The sequence below is a fragment of the Bradyrhizobium algeriense genome, from assembly GCF_036924595.1.
Taxonomy (GTDB): Bacteria; Pseudomonadota; Alphaproteobacteria; order Rhizobiales; family Xanthobacteraceae; genus Bradyrhizobium; species Bradyrhizobium algeriense.
On the sequence record NZ_JAZHRV010000001.1, the window covers coordinates 5,729,454 to 5,747,455 of the forward strand.

Consider the following 18,002-nt stretch of genomic DNA (forward strand, 5'->3'; position numbering starts at 1 on the left):
AGATTCCCCGATGCGCAATTGCGCATCTGAGGTCTGGTGCTACGCACCATCCCGGAATGACGCTGGCGCGTCACTTCCCCGCCACGAAGTAAAAATCCTCGCGCCCCGGCAGCGAGCCGTAGGTGAACGGCTGCTGGCTACGATTGGTCGCCTTCCAGACATCATCGCGGACAATGTCGAACAGCTTGCGCACCTCGATCTTCGGTTCCTTGATGACGCGCGCCAGCACCGTGGCGAACGGGCTGTTGAGGGAATCGCCGTCGAGCGCGGTCTCGCCGTGCTTGGCGGCATAGACCACCATGAAGCCGGCTTCCGGCTCGATATTAGAAAAACCGCGGTTGACCAGTTTTAGCGCAATCGTCCGCTGCATGGTCTTTTCAAAGGGATTGTCGCGGCAGGCATCGAGCATCACCAGCCGCAGTTTCCGCGCGCCGGCCACGGATGCGATCACCTGCTCCAGCGCAACCGCCTGCGTCTCCGCATCGTTATCGGCCTTCAGCCTGGCATCGACCGGGATCAGATAATTCACGCCGCCGATCTCCATGCCGTGACCGGCATAATAGACGACAGCCCAATCCGCCTTTTCCGCCTCCATGCCGAATTCATGCAGGGTGGCGAAGAATTTATCCCGGGTGAGATCCGGCACCAGCGTCACCGTGACAAAGCCGAGTTCGCGAAAGGTCGACGCGAGCAGTTTGGCGTCACGCGGTGGATTATCCAGCGGGGCAACATTCCTGTAGGCGCCGTTGCCGATGATCAGCGCGACCTTGCGCGGCCCGGCCGGTTGTGGCGTCGACGACGAAGCCTTGCCCGCGGGCGCGGCCGTGCCCAGCAAGGCTTCCAGCCGTTCCTTGGCGACGGCGCGCGCCAGCGTGGTGTCGATGTCCTCGCGCCGGACCGCCACGGCGTTGGCGGCCGAGCGATAGTCGGCGCGTGCGGCGGTGAGGTTACGGCGTTTCTCGAAAAGCTGCCCGCGGCCGACATAGGCGCGAACGTAGTTCGGATTGATCTTGAGCACCTGGTCGTAATCGTTGAGGGCGGCGTCGAGATTGCCCTTGCCGAGATAGGCATTGCCGCGGCTGGTCAGTCCGTAAACATTGTTCGGCGACTTCGCCAGCGCCGCATTGCAGTCGGCGATCGCATCATCGAACCTGCCCATGCCGGTGTAGGTAATGCACCGGTAGGCCGGAACTTGCGGACTGTCGGGATTGATCTTCTGCGCCTCGGCGAAGTCGGCAAGCGAAGCATCGTACCGTTTCATCAACCCTTGCAGGCGGCCCCGGTTGTAATGGTGCAGGTAGCGGCTCTGATCATTGGAGATATGCTTGACCGCCAGGTCGAACTCATCGAGCGCGCGCTGCAGCTCGCCCCTGCGCATGAAGATCAGGCCGCGGTTGTTGTAGGCACTGCCGTAAGTCGGACGCAACTGCAGGCACAAATCGTAGTCGGCGAGCGCACGCTCGTCGTCGCCCTTGTAGCTGTAGGCGATGCCGCGCGCGTTGATGACGTTGATATTCTGGGGCGCGATCTCGTGGGAAGCGGTGAACGCCGCGATCGCGCCATCGTAATCGCGCTTCTTCACCAGGCTGTCGCCACGATACCAGAAGGCGGCTGCCCGGGACGCGCCGGTGATCTTCTCGTCGGCGATCACGCTCTCGCAGGCCGCCAGGCGTGCCGTGGGTTCCGCCGTGGAATTCCGGCAGGTGTCGATATCGCCGGCGGCCCGCGCGGGGCCGGTGGCGGCAAGCATGACGAGACCCAGCCACAAGGCCCGCAACATCGGCAAAACGCTCCGGCGCATGGATTTTGGTCGCGGGGCGCGACCAGCGGTTCATTGTGGAAAGGGAAGCCCGCACCGGTCAAGCGTCCCCTCTAAATGCTTGGGCGGATGGCCTTATTCACGAACTCGTGTGGCGCACGCCGTAACAATCCGCAAGCAGCGCCGTATCTTGGGCATCGGAGAGAACTGAGCCGATTGCGAAACGCCGATCCCGCTCTAGACTGCCCCCAACCATTGCCGAAAGAGGAAACCATGTCCCCTCGCCATCTCAGCCTGTCGCTGTGTGCTGCCGCCATCGGCGCGCTGGCCATCGCCGCGGTCGCCATCAGCCCCTCGCGCGCCTCGGAGGAAGCCGTCATCATTCCCCCGCCCGCGCTCGACGTTCAGGCGGCCGACGGCATCCAGACCGCCGTGATCGCCGGCGGCTGTTTCTGGGGCGTGCAGGGCGTGTACCAGCACACCGCCGGCGTGCTCAACGCGGTGTCCGGCTATTCCGGCGGCAGCAAGATGACCGCGAACTACACCATGATCGGCACCGGCACGACCGGACACGCCGAGGCGGTCGAGATCAAATACGATCCGAAGAAGATCAGCTACGGCAAGATCCTGCAGATTTTCTTCTCCGTCGTGCATGACCCGACGCAATTGAACCGCCAGGGCCCGGACACCGGCACGCAATATCGTTCGGCGATCTTCACCACCAATGACGAACAGAAGAAGGTGGCGGAGGCCTATATCGCCCAGCTCAACGCCGCCAAGGTGTACAAGAAGCCGATCGTGACCAAGGTCGGCCCGCTGCAGGCGTTCTATGCGGCGGAGGACTATCACCAGGACTACCTGACGCTGCACCCGAACCAGCCCTATATTGCCTTCAACGACATTCCGAAGGTCGAGAACCTGAAGAAGATCTTTACGGAGAACTACATCGAGAAGCCGACGCTGGTGAGCAACGCCAAGGCTACCAACTGAAAGGCTAGCAATTAAGGAGGCTAAATGTCCGACACCAAAACGTCCGGCAAGGTCGTCAAGAGCGAGGCCGAGTGGCGCAAGGAATTGTCGCCGATGCAGTACGCCGTGCTGCGCGAGAAGGCGACCGAGCGGCCGTTCTCCGGCGAATATGAGCACGAGCACCGCAAGGGCACCTATACCTGCGCCGGCTGCGGCCAGACGCTGTTCGAATCGGACGCCAAGTTCGATTCCGGCTGCGGCTGGCCGAGCTTCACCGCGCCCGCCGTGGAAAGCCATGTCGACGAGGAGCGCGATGTCAGCCACGGCATGGTCCGTACTGAAGTTTTGTGCTCGAAATGCAACGGCCATCTCGGCCACGTCTTCCCCGATGGTCCCGGCCCGACCGGCCTGCGCTACTGCATCAACTCGGCGGCCTTGAAGCTGCAGCCGAAATAGTTTCGGCAGAGGTCGAACTTGTTCCAATCCCCGCGCGACCAAGGGCTGGTCGCGCGGGGATTTTGTTTGGTGGGACACTTTTCCCGGTTTGCCCGGCGCGCAAACTTCAAGGAAAATTTCGAAATGCACATTTCCAAACGTCTGCTGTGCGGTCTGGGGCTTGCCGCCCTCATCATGGAGAGCGTCGTGATCCAGCCTGCCTTTGCCGCCGACAAGGTCTCCCTGTTCAAAATCATCACCGCCAAGGACGAGATCGTGATCGGGATCAGCGAGGGCGACCTTGCCCAGATCGAAGGCCAGAACGCCGGCGGCGTCGCCAAAATGCTGGTCGCCAAGGGCTCGATGAGCGCGTGGCAATACGCGGTGCGCAAATCCGCCGGCGGCGATCTGGAACAGGCGCCGCTGCACAAGATCGGCTTGATCGCCAGCGATAGCCTTCGCGTCGAGCCCTATACGACGCCGTTGAAGGTGCTGCCGATCGACGAGACGAAGAAATGACGGCGTAGCCGTCATTCCGGGATGGTCCGAAGGACCAGACCCGGAAGAGATTCTCCGATGTGCAATTGCACATCGTAGTTCGATGCTTCGCATCGCCCCGGAATGACGGTGTGAGTTTCAGCGGACGGACCAAGGACTTGCGGCTTGGAATATGCTTTGATCCAGGCCGCGGGGACGTCTTGGGGGGCGCCCGCGGGCCTTCGGGGAGCGCGCCATGTCGCTTGGAACGATACTCGTCATTATCCTGATCATATTCCTCCTCGGCGGCTTCTCCGGCCGGTTCGGCGGCTATGGCTACGGCCGCGGCCATTCCACGATGGGCCTCGGTGGCGTGATTTTAATCGTGCTTCTCATCCTGCTCTTGCTCGGCAAGCTATAAGCCTAATAAGCCATTGAAATAACTTAAATTAATTTATGTTCCACGCAGCCATGCGTGGATTCATCATCACCCCCGATGTCAGGCTTCAGGGGTCGCATTTCCGTCAAAGAAGCTTATATTGGGACCTGAAATGACGTGCACGGCGCGGCCCCGCCATAGTGGCCCACCGTCATCCAATCCCCATTGCTCACACGCAAGAGCCGAAAAAGATTGAGGTCACCGTCCATGCGTCCCTTCAGCTACAACACCGCCGCCGAACTGTTTCCCGCCGCGATCCGCAAGAAGAAGCGGGCTGGTTTCGCCTATCGGCGTTTTGGCACCGCGGCGGAAGCAGTTCGCTTCGCGATCGAGGAGCTGCCGGCGGACTCGCTGAATGGCGCCTACCTGCAGGTCGAGGAAGCCCGCTTCGACCAGAGCGGCATCCGCACGCTCTATGAAAGCGAAGCCTTCCCGCTGCCGCGCCGTCCGCGTGCGCCCGCCAGCGCCGAAGACAAGGCCGACGCGGCCTGACATTCCGCATCGATAAATCGACTGCCCTCGGAGCATCTCCGAGGGCATGTTTTTTGGCGACATCTTTTCCAGCGTCATGCGTCAGCGCGGCTGCTTGTCGAGCCAGCGCTTGAGCATGCGCACGTTGCGGACGTTGGCGCGGAACATGACGTCGAAGGCGTCGCCCGCGACCGGCACCAGGCCGACCACGCCGTCAACCGCGACATTGCCCAGCATCCGCGCCGTGATGTGCCAGGGCGCGCCCAACGCGCGCGCCTCGCGCACCACCCACAGCGCAATCGCCGTCGTGATGATGTCGCCGACCACGGGGATCAGGCCGATCAGCCCATCGATGCCGTAGCGGAATTTGGTGCCGGGCACGATGAAGGCCACGTCCAGCAGTTTGGCGATGGCATCAAGCCGCGCCAGCCGCTGCTCCCGCGTCAGATCGCCGAACGGATTGGCGGCGGAATGGCCGAAATCGAACCGCAAGCCCTCGAACTGCGTGTGCAGGTTCGCCTCGGGGAGCTCGCGCCCCTCCTGGTCGATGACCGGGCCGCGCCCGGGCGCGCGCGTCCGTGAAGACTGCCCGGAGCGTGAACGGTGCGGCGCATAGATATCGTCGTTTGACATGGCCATCAGATGGTAATGCGAATGCGAGGTACAAGTTGCGTCAAATTATCACTGCGTATTAGCGCCGCCGTCGGCGTCAGGCCGAAGCGGCGGCGGAAGCAGCGGTTGAAATAGGACAGGTCGTTGAAGCGGCACGCGAAGGCGATGTCGCTGATGCGCCGCTTGGCGGCATGCGCCAGCAAGTCCGCCGCCTTGCGCAACGCCCCGACCCCGGCATTTACCGGATAGATCGGCCGCGAAAAAAATCTATAGTTCAAGCCTCAACCACGGTTGAAGCGGCTCGGGGCTTTTTTTCACGTAAGCGTATTGCAATCACATTGCGCATGAGCGGCGGGCCGAAAGGTCCGCCGTTTTTGTTGCAGCGTCGGCTGGTCCAGGCGGGTCGTCGTCCCTGCGAACGCACCCTACGATTCGATGCGAAGCGTTACGTCGAATGCGCCGCCTGCGGCATGTCGGCGTATTTGTGCGTCAGCCAGGACGACAGCATCGCGGGCACCAGGCCGCCGACGCCATAGAGCACAAACTGCATTACGCCGGTATCCGGCCCGCGCGAGCCATAGAGCAGCGAGGCGGCGGCAAAGCCGATGGCGCCCAGGATCAGCATCCGCACCGCGGGAGAAATCCGCTTGACGTGATAGAGAATGTCGTCGATGGCGCCGACCATCAGCGCCGGCACGATGCCGAACAGATAGCTGTACTGCAGCGTCTTGACGAACGCGCCGAGGAATTTTCCGATCTCCGACCAGCTGGTCTCGTTCCAGTAGCCCGAGGCCATCGTGGTCGCGAACAGCATCAAAAACCCGCCGACGAACGGGCCGATCGCTCCGAAGATCAGATAGCGTTTCATGGCGACCTCTGCGTTGAGTCTTTGGATCGAGAAAGAAGAATCACCATCGGACCAAGCGCGCGCTTCCGTAACCGGACATGATCCGGCTTCTCATCAACGCCCTGGCCGCAGGCAATTTCAAATCCAGTCAGGATGGAGTCAAGGGGCCAAGAGCTTTACAAGAGCTTTACAAGAGCTTTCCAGGAACCTTCGATGCACCTTTCGCGCGTCGGCAAAGCCGGCGTCAAGCAGGCTGGCTCATCTTCTTGCCCACCGCCGGCGCCGCAGCAGGCTCATTCTTCTTGGCAAGAATCCGATCCGACCCCCATCGAATGGTCCATTGCGCCACCGACAGCAACAACGACTCAAACACCGCGACGCATTGTTCGAGTTCCCGGTCGGTGGACGGCGGACAGCCTGGCCGGTTGCGGACGATCATCGTCGTTGTCGACCAGCTCAGCCGGGCGGCCTTGCAGGCGACGATCAGCCCATACACCCGGTCGGGTTCGAGCAAGGGTTCGATCGCCTCGACCTTGACGTCGGCCTTCAAGGCAAGGGCTGCGACCACGTGGGTGTATTCGCCCCTCACCGCAAACCGGTTGACGATCGAATCATTCAGCTTGCCGGTGCGATTGAGCGCAACGACCTCGCTTTGCGCCTGGGTGTAGTCGATCGCCTTCCGGGCCGCGCCGCCCTGTGCGGCGGGGGCCGCGGCGGAATTTTGGGCTTTCTCCCGCACGACAGCTCGCGGCGCCGTCAGAAATCGCGCGCGAACCACGTCGGCAACCTTGCCAATGAGCTCCCGCAGCAAGCTGCCGGGAATGTCCAGACGAACGCCGAGCTTTTCCGCCAGCCCTTCGTCACGCTCCGCCCGCCCCACCAACGTCGCGTAGCCGCATTCGGAGAAACGCGCACCCGAGTTCCGGGCGAGCGCGTTGGAGACGTTGACGTCGCCAAATCTCATCAGCGCGTCCGTCAGCGCTTCGTTGAGCGTCTTCCGGTCGCAGATCGCCAGCAGGTGCTGCTGGCTACGGCTTTTGACGATTTCAAGAAGGTCTGCTTCCGAAACGCAGCTGGAGTTTCTCAGCACCGGCGCGGCCACCTGGGGCTGTTCGTGGAACGCAAGCTGGCGGATGGTCTGGCGCGGGGCCCGCTCGATGGTGGAGAGCGCCTCGCTGAGCTGGATCACGGTTGCGGCTTCCACCCGCGCGACGAGGTGGGCGAGGACGCCATCGACGGCTGCGATCTGGGAGTCGCCGAGACGGCCGACATTGGACAGGAACAGGTCCGTCACCTCGCCAAAAATCCGGGCGTCGTGCTCGGGTCCACTCTCTTCGGCGCCGTTCAATTCTTTACGCAGATCCGACGAAGCGGCAGGCATGGCTATCCCACCTCCGCATCGATCGTGCCGGCCCGCCGCATGACGCCATTTCCGCCGGCTCGCGTCATGCCTTCAGGCCCACGGTTGGGAACGCTTCCCGCGGCCGCGCCATCGTGCGGATGGCCGGCGTCGTCGTGGATCCATCGGTAGCGGAATGAACAAGCATTTGGGCGCCATTCGAAAGGCCAGTGTCGGCAGGCTTTTCACTCCAACGAAAGCAACGAGCCGGGTGCGAGCAATAGCCACCGATCGTACCCGGGCTTCCCTAACGGGTGGTTGTTTCGAACCCGGGATTATCCGCATTTGTACTGAGTTTTGTGGCGTGGAAGGCGAGCCCGGCCGGCTGGGGCCCGCCGGGCCGGGCAACATCCGCCTCCGGAGGTCCGCGGGATCGCAGGGTCAGGGAAGCCGTTCCATGGAAGGGTGGGGTAGCGGGCCCGCATCTGTTCCTTCTTCGAAAACCGCGTTGTCGCGCATCTGCGCTTCGTTCGACGTGTCGTGCACGCAACAGTTAGGAAAGTGTTGACGCGAGCCATTGCAGCTTCGCAGCATTGGCGCATAATTCGCGGTGGAGCGGCGCAGCACTTTTGATTCGAACATCGGCAGAATTCGAGCAACCACACCGGGTGACTCCCGGGTGATGGATGACGTGTGCGGCAGCGCAAGCCGCGTGCAGCGCCCCCAATGAACAGCGGCCAGCACCGCGCGCGCAACCTTGGGGATCGCATCGATGACTTTCCACCGTACAAGCAGGATCGCACCTCTCTTCGCCATCGCCTGCGCGGCGACGGCGCTTTCCATAACTCCGAACCTCGCCTTCTCGTCGGAGGCGCAGCAAATGTGCACCGGCGACGCCATGCGGCTATGCGGCCATGAAGTCCCCAACGTCCAGCGAATCACCGCCTGCATGGTCAAGCAACGCGCGAATCTCAGTCCGGGCTGTCGTGCCGTGATGGACCGCGAGCACGCCGCACGGAGGCGAGCCGCCACCGCCGAGTGATCGGTCGCTGCGCTCGAAGACGAACGCGAACGGCCTCAGCCGGATGATGTGCAATGCTGAGGCTGTCTTCCTGCTGGACTCTTTCGCTACCCGCGCAGCGATCGATTTAACGATCGATCTCCTGGCTCAACGGAGATCAGCTCAGGCCTGAGAGCGCATCCGCTGCGCTCCAGCTACTCCCCCCACATCGCGAACGCGTCATTGAACGCGCGTTCGCCGGGGGAGCCCTTTTCGATCGCGATGATGGCGCGGCGCTGGTTGACATAGACCAGCGGAACGTCGAACCAGGAGCGCTCCTTCAGAAGCTGCAAATTGCGGGCGCGGTCGGAATCGACGTTGGAGAGGCCGACCAGGAAGAAGCCGTCGGTGACTTTGACGGCGAGGCCTGCCAGCGGCGTGCCGCGCGCCTGCTCATTGGACTTCATCAAAATGCCCGGCACGTTGCCGACGCCGCCGCCGGAGAAATCCTGCGGCAGGATGAAGGTCAATTCCGCGGTGTGGCTCGCCGGCAGCGAACTGTCGGTATTGCGGCGGAACGACATCGTCATCTTGAACTTGCGGTCGGGAATCTCGATGTCGGCGCGCACGGCGACATCCGGCTTCTGGTTGCCGCTCGCCTTGATCGGTTCGGTGCGCCAGATCACCGAGCCGACATATTGCTTGCCCTTGGGATCTGACGGGTCCTCGTCATACAGCACGACGCGCTGCGCCACCGGCGCGACGTTCTCGCCTGGCGACGGCTGGCCGACGCGATCGGGAATTTTTGGGCGCGACTGGGGTGCGGCCGGATCCTTCGGCGCTTCCACCACAGTGGAGGATTTGAACAGGCCGCCCACGGCCGTGACGGCCGACTTGCCCCACAGGATGCCGGCGCCGACCAGAATGAGCACGATACCGACCGCAATCGCGCTCTTGAACGGAAACACCGCCGCCGACCGTGCGCGCTGTTTCTTCGGCTCGCGGTCGCGATCCTGCGACAGCCGCGAACGCTCACGCGGCGGCGGCATTTGCGGCGGCTGCGGCGCGTAACGGTCGGCCTCCTCCAGCGATTCGTCATACGAATAGGGCGCGTCGGGATCGGCGCCGCGGTTTTCCATGCTCGGCTCGAGCCGGTCGAATTCCGGCGAGGGCGACGGCACGTTGGCATAGGTTTTTCGCGCGGCGCGGTTGGCCTGGGCCGCGGCGCGGCCGAGATCGTCGGCGTCGGCGGCGATGTCGCGGAAGCCGCGCATGCCGGGCGGTGGCGGTGGCGGCGGCAGGCCGTTTTCGGGACCGCGGCGAGGGCCGCCGCCACGCGCCGACGGGCCGGCATCCTGCATCGGAATCTGCGGCGGCTGCGGACGCGGCGCGCCGGGCGGCGGCGCATCGGCGCGCAGATTGCGCGGCGGGCGTTGCTCATCCTGGCCAAGCGGCGGACGGGCCTCGCGCGAAGGAGGAGAAGGCGGACGCTGGCGCATCGCACCGGGCGGCGCGCCCGGAGGGCCTGCGGATTCCGGCGGCCGGGCATTGGCGCGGCGGAAAGCATCGCCGCCGCGCGCGGCGCCACCGCCGCCGCCGGGCCGGCTTGCCTCGCGGGCGCGCTGGGCGGCTTCCGATTCGACCTTGCGCACGGCCTCTTCCAGCGACAGCCGTTCGCGGGTGATTTCGGATTCGGAAAGCGGCGGCTGAACGCTGCGCAACTGCGCGATCAGCGCGGTGCGAGCCCGCTCATAAAGCGCACGGCGGCTCTCGCCTGGAGCATTGGGGTCCAGGCCGGCGATAGCACGTGCGATCAGCGGGTAATAATCAGCCATTTCTCTTCAATACTGCAGGTCGATATTGGAGCCTTGGCGGTAACATCCCGTTAAGCCTCGAACGGGTTCTGTACCAGAATAGTATCCTCGCGTTCGGGGCTGGTGGAAAGCAATGCGATGGGACAACCCACGAGTTCCTCGACCCGGCGGACATATTTAATGGCCTGGGCCGGCAGATCTGCCCAAGAGCGGGCGTTGGCGGTGGGCTCCTTCCAGCCCTCGATGGTTTCGTAGATCGGAACCACCCGGGCCTGGGCGCCCTCGCCCGCCGGCAGATGGTCGATCTCCTTGCCGTCCAGCATGTAGCCGGTGCAGACCTCGATGGTGTCGAAGCCGTCGAGAATGTCGAGTTTTGTAAGTGCGAGCCCGGTGATGCCGCAGGTGCGGACGGTCTGGCGCACCAGCATGGCATCGAACCAGCCGCAGCGGCGTGGACGGCCGGTATTGGTGCCGAACTCGCGGCCGCGTTCGCCGATCTTGCGGCCGATGTCGTTGTCCTGCTCGGTCGGGAACGGTCCCAGCCCCACGCGGGTCGTGTAGGCCTTGCAGATGCCAAGCACGTAACCAACCGAGGCCGGCCCCATGCCGGTGCCGGTCGCCGCCTGCGCCGCCACCGTGTTGGATGAGGTGACGTAAGGGTACGTGCCATGGTCGACGTCGAGCAGCGCGCCTTGCGCGCCCTCGAACAGGATGCGCTTGCCCTCGCGGCGCTTGATGTCGAGCAGCCGCCACACCGTCTCGGCGTAGGGCAACAGTTTTGGCGCGAGTGCAGTGAGCTCCTTCAGGATCCCGCCGCCGTCGATCTCCTCCAGATTGAGCCCGCGGCGCAGCGCGTTGTGATGCGCCAGCAGACGGTCGATCTTGTGCGGCAGCGTGTCGAGGTCGGCGAGGTCCATCAGGCGGATGGCGCGGCGGCCCACCTTGTCTTCATAGGCGGGGCCGATGCCGCGACGCGTTGTGCCGATCGCGGTGACCGCATTGGAAGATTCCCGCAAGGCGTCGAGATCGCGGTGCAGCGGCAGGATCAGCGTGACGTTCTCGGCGATGCGCAAGTTTTCCGGGCTGATGGCCACGCCCTGGCCCTTCAGTTTTGTAACTTCGTCCAGAAAGGCCTGCGGATCGAACACGACGCCATTCCCGATCACGGCAAGCTTCGAGGGGCGCAACACGCCGGACGGCAGCAGCGCCAGCTTGTAGGTCTCGCCATTGATGACAAGCGTATGGCCGGCATTGTGGCCGCCCTGGAAGCGCACGACGATATCGGCCTGCTCCGACAACCAGTCGACGATCTTGCCCTTCCCTTCGTCGCCCCATTGGGCGCCGACGACGACAACGTTGGCCATTTCTAAAGTGTTCCCTGCAAATCTGATGGTCCCAGCATGACCCTTCCGGAAAACCGGTCTCCACATTTCCGGATCATGCGCTAGCCTGCCCAGCCAAAATCACGGCCGGGGCCGTTCGCATGCGAGGCAGCCCCACCGGATAAAGGAAGCGGGTGCTCTAGGCAAGCAAGAAGGCAGTTTTAGGGGGGCCTTAGAACGGCTCCAACCCATTGATATCCCCGTAAAATTCCTGACCACCGGGCGAGAGACCCATTAACATCCGGCAATGACGGAAAGGCCATGTCGAAAACCACCCGTGCAACGCAGGCGCTGGAAAAGCTGGGCGTGAAATTCACCCTGCATGCCTACGACTACGACCCGGATGCGGCGAGCATCGGGCTGCAGGCGGCGGAGGCGCTCGGCGTGCCGCCGGCGCGCGTGCTCAAGACGCTGATGGCCGAGGTCGACGGCAAGCCGGTCTGCGCCGTGGTGCCGTCGGACTGCGAAGTCAGCATGAAAAAGCTTGCGAGCGCCTTCGCCGCCAAGGCGGCCAAGATGATGCGGCCGGCGGATGCCGAACGACTGACCGGCTACCATGTCGGCGGCATCTCGCCGTTCGGGCAGAAGAAGCGCGTGCCGGTCGCGATCGAGGAGGCGGCGCTCGGCCATGCGAGCGTGTTCCTCAATGGCGGCCAGCGCGGCTTGCAGGTCGAACTCGCTCCCCAGGACGCCGTGAAGGCTGCGGGCGCGATCGCGCGCGCACTGGTGGCGTGAGCGGCCCCGGCTCCGGCGGGGCCCTACGTGGAGAGTTGTGGCTGCGTCTGCGCCCATAGCATCGCCTCGATGATGGCCCTGCGCAGTTTCGGGCGCTGCTCCTCATCGCATTCGATGAACGCCAGTATAGAATTGGCGCGAACGGCAAACTGGTGACGTGTTTCGGCTTCGGCTTCTTCGGCCGACATTGGCTTGTTCAAAGGAATAACCCATCATCTCTAGAAATTCGCCTCACGGACAGACGAAGCTGCTGCGCAGCCGCCGCCTGCAAAACCGTGGTCCCAGCGATCGAACGAACGCCCTGTACTGAAATTAAACCCGGAATAACCCACGCCATGCGCCCGGAAAACAAACCAGGGTTGGGTCGTATAAATCAATCGTCCTTTGATTGCATATTCGTGTGCCCGCTGGCAACCCCAAACAACAGGCAAGGAACAGACAGGGGGACAGTCTAGGCGGCTGCATGGTCGCGATGCATCCTGCACCATTGATGAGCACCGCAAATCCGTGTCTGTGGCGGGGGCCGGGCCACATTTCCGGCCCGGCGAGGTCGGCCGGGCGGGCCGCGGCGCCATGAACCGGGCCTTATCCTGAAATGTCGGCTTCCGAACAGACTTCATCCGCCCGATCCGGGAACTGGCTCGCCAACCAGCCTTACCTGCTGCTCAGCATCACCGCGCTGTGCTGGGCCGGCAACGCCATCGTCGGACGGATGGCCGCCGGCCACATCGCGCCGGTGACGCTTTCGTTCCTGCGCTGGTCGTTCGCGTTCCTGATCATCCTGCCGTTCGCCTGGAGGCATCTGGTCCGCGACTGGGCCGCGATCCGCAGCCGCCTCGGCATCATGATCCTGCTCTCGATCACCGGCATCGGCGCGTTCAATACCCTGCAATACTGGGCGCTCGAGCACACCCAGGCGCTGAACACGCTGTTGTTGCAGTCGGCCGGCCCGCTGGTGGTCGCCGTGTGGTCGCTGCTGCTGCTGGGCGTACGGCTGACGCTGGCGCAGGCCGCGGGCGTTTTGCTGTCGATGGCCGGCGTGCTGATCATCCTGATGCATGGCGACCTCACCAAGCTGTCCGGCATCGACTTCAACATCGGCGACCTGATCTTCATCGTGGCGCTGGCGATCTTCGGGATCTATTCGGTGCTGTCGCTGAAACGCCCCGATATCCACGGCCTGTCGTTCGTCGCCTTCACCTTCGGCGCCGGCGCGGCCTGCCTGATCCCGCTGTTCATCTGGGAACTGTTCGCGCGGCCGCCGATGCAGATCGATACAGCCAATCTGCTGACGCTGTTCTATGTCGCGCTGTTTCCCTCGACGATCGCCTATCTCTGCTACAATCGCGGCGTGCAGCTGATCGGCGCCAACCGGGCAGCCCCGTTCTTCCACGTGGTGCCGGTGTTCGGAACCATCATGTCGATCGTCTTCCTCGGCGAGCATCCGCAGGTGTTTCACTTCATCGGCTTCGCGCTGGTGCTGGCCGGGGTATTCGTGGCGTCGCGAAAACCGAAGACGGGCTGAGCTCAAAGCGTCACGACAATCTTGCCGAACTGTTCGTTGGACTCGAGAAATCGATGCGCCTCCACGATCTGATCGAACGGAAAGGTCTTTGCGATTACCGGCTGTAGCGAACCCGACTTCAGCCCCGCGAGCACGAACGCCTTGGCGGCTTCAAGCCGCGCCGGGTCGCCGACGATCTCGTGCATGAGGTAGCCGCGCAGCGTCAGGCGCTTGCTCAGCACATTGAACAGCGGAAAAGGTGTCGGCTCCGAACTCAGGCCGCCATACTCGATGAGGATGCCGCCTGTCGACATCGCCGCCGTCAGAGGCTCAAAGATCGGGCCTCCAACCGCATCGAACACGACCCGAACGCCCGTGGGGCCGGCGATTTCCTTCAGCCGCACTTCCAGATTCTCTTCCGCTGAAGCGATTACATGCGCGGCACCGAACCCTAGCAAGGCCCGCTTTTTACGGGACGTCCGCGTGACCGCGATCGCAGTCGCGCCGGTCTGGTTGGCAATCTGAATGGCGGCAAGTCCGACACTGCTGGATGCCGCCGTAATGACCACGAAATCCTCCCGCCGCAGCGTGGCGATCTCGATCAGTGCGCCATAGGCGGTAACGGTTGGCATCCAGATCGCTGCCGCCGCCTCAAAGCTGAGCGAACGCGGGTGCTGGACGACGAGTTCGGCAGGGAAGCTCGCCAGCTCGCCATAGGCGGGCCAGCGGACCATCGATAGCGGAGGCACCACGCTGACGGCATCGCCGGGCGCGAAGCTGTCGACGCCTGCACCGACCACTTCGACGATGCCGGCTGCTTCCAGGCCAAGCCCGGAAGGTAATGTCGGCGTCTCGATATAAGAGCCGGAACGGAGCAGCACTTCGGCACGGTTGAGCCCCAACGCCCGAACGCGGATTTGCACCTCGCCCGGAGCGGGCGGTGGCACATCGATATTCTCGATGCGCAGCACCTCGGGACCCCCATGCTGATGAAAACGGACGACGCGAACCATTCGACAAACTCCAAAACAATTGAGCCGAATAGGTAATGCCAAGCTTCACTGGAGCAATAAATCCCTTCCCAAGCAGGACAGTCGAAACTAATGGTTTTGAATTATGGATCGTCTTTCCAGCATGGCCGTATTCGTCAAAGCCGCCGACCTCGGCTCGTTCGCGGCCGCGGCGGATGCGCTCGATCTGTCTGGACCCATGGTCGGCAAGCACGTCCGGTTTCTCGAACAACGTCTGGGGGTTCGCCTTATCAACCGCACCACGCGCCGTCAGAGCCTGACCGAGTTCGGCCGCGCCTACTATGATCGGTGCCGATCAGTGCTCGCTGAAGCCGAGGCCGCGGACGCACTCGCGGCCGAACAACTTTCCGAGCCGCGCGGCAAGCTGCGGGTCACTATGCCCGTGCTGTTCGGCCGCCGCTGCGTTGCTCCGGTGTTGCTGGAGTTGGCGGGGCGGCATCCCCAACTCGAGCTCGATCTGTCTTTCAGCGATTCTCTCACCGAGCTTTCTGACGGCGGCTTCGACCTCGCAATCCGCACCGGCACGCTGCAGGACAAGGCCGGATTGATCGCCCGTCGCATCGCGCGCCAGCGCATGATTGTCTGCGCCTCGCCATCCTATCTGGCGACTCACGGAACCCCGCGAGAGATCGAGGATATAGGCAAACATCAAGCCATCCTCTATGGCCGTTCCGGTCATGCGAGCCCCTGGCTGTTTCCGCGCGACGATCAGCCTCCGATGCAGCTCATGCCGGTCAGCCGCTTCCGGCTCGACGATCTCGACGCCATCGCCGATGCTGCGGCTGCGGGGATGGGAGTTGCGTGGCTACCCTATTGGCTGGTTCGCGAACGGATTCAGGCAGGCGCCCTTGTGCCGTTACTGCCCAATCAAACCGGTTTCCTGTACGACGGCTATGCGCTTTGGCTGCAGGCACCTTATTTGCCTCTGAAGGTTCGTCTTGCGGTCGACGCGCTGGCGGCGGCCTTGCCGGGGCTGATGACGTGAACGGCGATCACGCCGCCCGCCACGGAAACGCTGGCAGCGCACGCATCCGCGGTGACTTTATCTGCCAGATCCGCTACTCCTGAAGCGTGTTTCGCTTAAGGCAATCGATGAAGGTTCGCGCCAGCAATCTGTTGATCGGCACGCTCGTCCTGGCCCTGATCGGGGGATCGCTGGGCGGGTTTCTCGGCTACCAGAAGTTCGTCAGCGCCAAGCAGAAGGTGCCGTTCCGGGTGATCTTCGAAGGTTCGGCGTCCGGCCTGCGCAAGGGCGGCAGCGTGAACTTCGCCGGCATCCGGGTCGGCGAAGTAGTGTCGCTCAAGCTCGACCATCCGCGCCGCGTCGTGGCGCTGGCCATGATCGACGGCAACACGCCGGTGAAAAGCGACACGCAAGTCGGCCTCGAATTTCAGGGGCTGACGGGTATCGCCGCGATCTCCTTCACCGGCGGCTCCGATGAGGCGCTGCCGCCGCCAAAGGGCCTGGACGGCATTCCCGAGCTGACCGCCGATCGGGACGGGACGCTCAACACCCAGGAAAAAATCCGGGTGGCGCTGCGCAACGTCGACCGGGTGATTGCCGACAATGAGGTGGCGATCAAGGATACGCTGCGGAATTTTGAGACCTTCACGGACTCGCTGACCGGTGACGGCGAGAAGATCACCAGCATCATCGCGACCGCCGAAAACGGCGTCAACGCCGTCGACGGCGCGCTGACCAAGACCAAGGATTTCTTCGGCAGCCTCGCCAGCGACAAATATGGCGGCGAATTGCTTCCGACCGTGATCTCGATGCGCGAGCTGATCGAAAGTTTTGACAAGAAATCCGGGACGCTGATGGCGGACACGCGAAAAATGTTTGGCGAAATCAGCCAATCCATCAACAATAGCAAGTACGGCAGCAGGCCCCCCGCCTCGCCCGCCAGACGATAGCTTGAATCAATACCAAAATAACGGAACGCCCGACGTGCTCGACAAATCCACCGCTGTGACCGCGCCGCCCGCGACCGTGACCCGCACCGAGAGCGCGGTGCCGCGCGCTTTACAAAAATATCTCGCGCTCGACGATTTCGAGCCTGTCGCACGGCGCCGGATTCCAAAATTCCTCTACGGCTACATCTCCGGCGGCGCCGAGACCGATGCCGCCATGCGCGACAACCGCAAGGCCCTCGACGAATACGGTTTCGTACCGCGCGTGCTCAACGACGTCTCCGGCCGCGACCAGACCACCACGCTGTTCGGCAAGACCTACGCCTCGCCGTTCGGCATTCCGCCGATGGGCTCGTCGGCGCTATCAGCCTATCGCGGCGACATCGTGCTGACGAAGGCGGCGAAAGCCGAAAACGTGCCGATGATCCTCAGCGCCTCGTCGCTGATCACGCTGGAGGATGTGCGCGCCGCCAATCAGGCCGCGTGGTATCAGGCCTATCTGGCAGGGTTGCCGGAGCGGATCGAACCGCTGGTCGATCGCGTTGCAGCCGCCGGCTACGATACCTTCGTCGTCACCGCCGATGTGCCGGTGCCGCCGAACCGCGAGAACAACATCCGCAACGGCTTTCAGGTGCCGCTCGCGATCACGCCGCGCGTGTTCTGGGACACGGTCACCCATCCGCACTGGCTGTTCGGCACCTGGGCGCGCACCATGATGAATTTCGGCATGCCGCATTTCGAAAACATGGATGCCAAACGCGGCCCGCCGGTGCTGGCGAAAAACCTGATGCGCAATATCGGCGCCCGCGACCAGCTCGCCTGGAAGCATGTCGAGCTGATCCGCAAACGCTGGAAGGGCAAGCTCGTCGTCAAGGGACTGGTCTCGCCGGCGGATGCGCGCATCGCGCGCGAAAGCGGCGTCGACGGCGTGATGCTGTCCAACCATGGCGGCCGCCAGCTCGACTACACGATGTCGGGCCTGCGCACGCTGCCGGAGATCGCGACTGAGGCCAAGGGCATGACAATCATGGTCGACGGCGGCATCCGCCGCGGCACCGATGTGATCAAGGCGCTGGCGCTCGGCGCGCATTTCGTCTGGGTCGGCCGTCCCTTCCTCTATGCCGCGATCGCCGGCGGCGAAGCCGGCGTGCAGCGCGCGATCACGCTGCTGAAAGCCGAGATCGACCGCAACCTCGCGCTGCTTGGTATTCGCTCGATCAGCGAGATCACGCCGGACCTGGTAAGGAAGTTCTAGTTCGGGCGGATTTCCGGGCGAC

General features: G+C 63.5%; 19 protein-coding genes and 1 pseudogene. 10 read left to right on the top strand and 10 right to left on the bottom strand.

The features are described from left to right. Positions 1 to 70: 70 nt before the first annotated feature. Positions 71 to 1,780, bottom strand: coding sequence for a caspase family protein (locus V1286_RS27595; protein ID WP_334484959.1), 1,710 nt, complete (start codon positions 1,778 to 1,780; stop codon positions 71 to 73). A 252-nt stretch (positions 1,781 to 2,032) separates the two neighbouring features. On the opposite strand from V1286_RS27595, the gene msrA reads away from it, so the two are divergent. The 5 genes from msrA (at position 2,033) to V1286_RS27620 (ending at position 4,571) form a co-directional block, all read left to right on the top strand. Beyond that, positions 2,033 to 2,749 carry a peptide-methionine (S)-S-oxide reductase MsrA gene (msrA, locus tag V1286_RS27600; RefSeq protein WP_334484961.1) on the top strand — a complete coding sequence of 239 codons (717 nt, stop codon included), beginning with the start codon at positions 2,033 to 2,035 and terminating at the stop codon, positions 2,747 to 2,749. A gap of 24 nt (positions 2,750 to 2,773) precedes the next feature. Continuing rightward, the gene (gene msrB, locus V1286_RS27605; protein WP_334484963.1) at positions 2,774 to 3,184 is read left to right on the top strand and encodes a peptide-methionine (R)-S-oxide reductase MsrB; all 411 of its coding nucleotides are present in this window, start codon (positions 2,774 to 2,776) and stop codon (positions 3,182 to 3,184) included. 123 nt (positions 3,185 to 3,307) lie between these two features. Beyond that, positions 3,308 to 3,682, top strand: coding sequence for a hypothetical protein (locus V1286_RS27610; protein ID WP_334484966.1), 375 nt, complete (start codon positions 3,308 to 3,310; stop codon positions 3,680 to 3,682). Between the two features lie 214 nt (positions 3,683 to 3,896). Beyond that, a complete protein-coding gene (locus tag V1286_RS27615; protein WP_108521384.1) occupies positions 3,897 to 4,061 on the top strand; it encodes a DUF3309 family protein in 165 nt (54 codons plus the stop codon). Positions 4,062 to 4,286: 225 nt separating this feature from the next. Beyond that, positions 4,287 to 4,571: a hypothetical protein gene (locus V1286_RS27620; RefSeq protein ID WP_108521386.1), complete on the top strand. Its 285-nt coding sequence runs from the start codon at positions 4,287 to 4,289 to the stop codon at positions 4,569 to 4,571. Positions 4,572 to 4,652: 81 nt separating this feature from the next. Here V1286_RS27620 and V1286_RS27625 read toward each other — a convergent pair whose 3' ends face one another. From V1286_RS27625 to V1286_RS27655, 7 genes and pseudogenes are all read right to left on the bottom strand, one after another. Next, positions 4,653 to 5,189 carry a DUF4112 domain-containing protein gene (locus V1286_RS27625; protein WP_334484968.1) on the bottom strand — a complete coding sequence of 179 codons (537 nt, stop codon included), beginning with the start codon at positions 5,187 to 5,189 and terminating at the stop codon, positions 4,653 to 4,655. Continuing rightward, positions 5,189 to 5,383, bottom strand: a pseudogene (locus V1286_RS27630) (helix-turn-helix domain-containing protein); the annotation flags it as partial. The gene V1286_RS27625 and the pseudogene V1286_RS27630, both read right to left, overlap by 1 nt. A gap of 224 nt (positions 5,384 to 5,607) precedes the next feature. Next, a complete protein-coding gene (locus V1286_RS27635) occupies positions 5,608 to 6,030 on the bottom strand; it encodes a DUF5413 family protein (RefSeq protein ID WP_334484970.1) in 423 nt (140 codons plus the stop codon). 223 nt (positions 6,031 to 6,253) lie between these two features. Beyond that, the gene (locus V1286_RS27640; protein ID WP_334484972.1) at positions 6,254 to 7,390 is read right to left on the bottom strand and encodes a DUF2336 domain-containing protein; all 1,137 of its coding nucleotides are present in this window, start codon (positions 7,388 to 7,390) and stop codon (positions 6,254 to 6,256) included. Positions 7,391 to 7,789: 399 nt separating this feature from the next. After that, on the bottom strand, positions 7,790 to 8,305 hold the full coding sequence (locus tag V1286_RS27645) for a hypothetical protein (protein WP_334484973.1): 516 nt from the start codon (positions 8,303 to 8,305) through the stop codon (positions 7,790 to 7,792). A gap of 258 nt (positions 8,306 to 8,563) precedes the next feature. Beyond that, positions 8,564 to 10,183, bottom strand: a complete 1,620-nt coding sequence (locus tag V1286_RS27650; RefSeq protein ID WP_334484974.1) for a hypothetical protein — start codon at positions 10,181 to 10,183, stop codon at positions 8,564 to 8,566. A gap of 50 nt (positions 10,184 to 10,233) precedes the next feature. Continuing rightward, positions 10,234 to 11,526, bottom strand: coding sequence for an adenylosuccinate synthase (locus V1286_RS27655; RefSeq protein WP_334484975.1), 1,293 nt, complete (start codon positions 11,524 to 11,526; stop codon positions 10,234 to 10,236). A 279-nt stretch (positions 11,527 to 11,805) separates the two neighbouring features. Here V1286_RS27655 and ybaK point away from each other — a divergent pair, with 279 nt between their 5' ends. Then, positions 11,806 to 12,279, top strand: a complete 474-nt coding sequence (gene ybaK, locus V1286_RS27660; protein WP_334484976.1) for a Cys-tRNA(Pro) deacylase — start codon at positions 11,806 to 11,808, stop codon at positions 12,277 to 12,279. 23 nt (positions 12,280 to 12,302) lie between these two features. On the opposite strand, the gene V1286_RS27665 is transcribed toward ybaK, so the two are convergent. Continuing rightward, positions 12,303 to 12,467 (bottom strand): hypothetical protein, encoded by a 165-nt coding sequence (locus V1286_RS27665; protein WP_334484977.1) that lies wholly within the window; start codon positions 12,465 to 12,467, stop codon positions 12,303 to 12,305. A 407-nt stretch (positions 12,468 to 12,874) separates the two neighbouring features. Between V1286_RS27665 and V1286_RS27670 the strand changes: the two genes are divergently transcribed. Beyond that, positions 12,875 to 13,804: a DMT family transporter gene (locus tag V1286_RS27670; protein WP_334484978.1), complete on the top strand. Its 930-nt coding sequence runs from the start codon at positions 12,875 to 12,877 to the stop codon at positions 13,802 to 13,804. A 2-nt stretch (positions 13,805 to 13,806) separates the two neighbouring features. Here the strand turns inward: V1286_RS27670 and V1286_RS27675 are convergent, their stop codons facing one another. Beyond that, complete coding sequence (locus V1286_RS27675; RefSeq protein ID WP_334484979.1) at positions 13,807 to 14,796, bottom strand: zinc-dependent alcohol dehydrogenase family protein; 990 nt, start codon at positions 14,794 to 14,796, stop codon at positions 13,807 to 13,809. Between the two features lie 103 nt (positions 14,797 to 14,899). On the opposite strand from V1286_RS27675, the gene V1286_RS27680 reads away from it, so the two are divergent. From V1286_RS27680 to V1286_RS27690, 3 genes are all read left to right on the top strand, one after another. Then, the gene (locus V1286_RS27680) at positions 14,900 to 15,799 is read left to right on the top strand and encodes a LysR family transcriptional regulator (protein ID WP_334484981.1); all 900 of its coding nucleotides are present in this window, start codon (positions 14,900 to 14,902) and stop codon (positions 15,797 to 15,799) included. 107 nt (positions 15,800 to 15,906) lie between these two features. Then, positions 15,907 to 16,728, top strand: a complete 822-nt coding sequence (locus V1286_RS27685; RefSeq protein ID WP_334484983.1) for an MlaD family protein — start codon at positions 15,907 to 15,909, stop codon at positions 16,726 to 16,728. A gap of 97 nt (positions 16,729 to 16,825) precedes the next feature. Then, the gene (locus V1286_RS27690) at positions 16,826 to 17,980 is read left to right on the top strand and encodes an alpha-hydroxy acid oxidase (RefSeq protein ID WP_417021283.1); all 1,155 of its coding nucleotides are present in this window, start codon (positions 16,826 to 16,828) and stop codon (positions 17,978 to 17,980) included. The last annotated feature ends 22 nt before the right edge of the window (positions 17,981 to 18,002 follow it).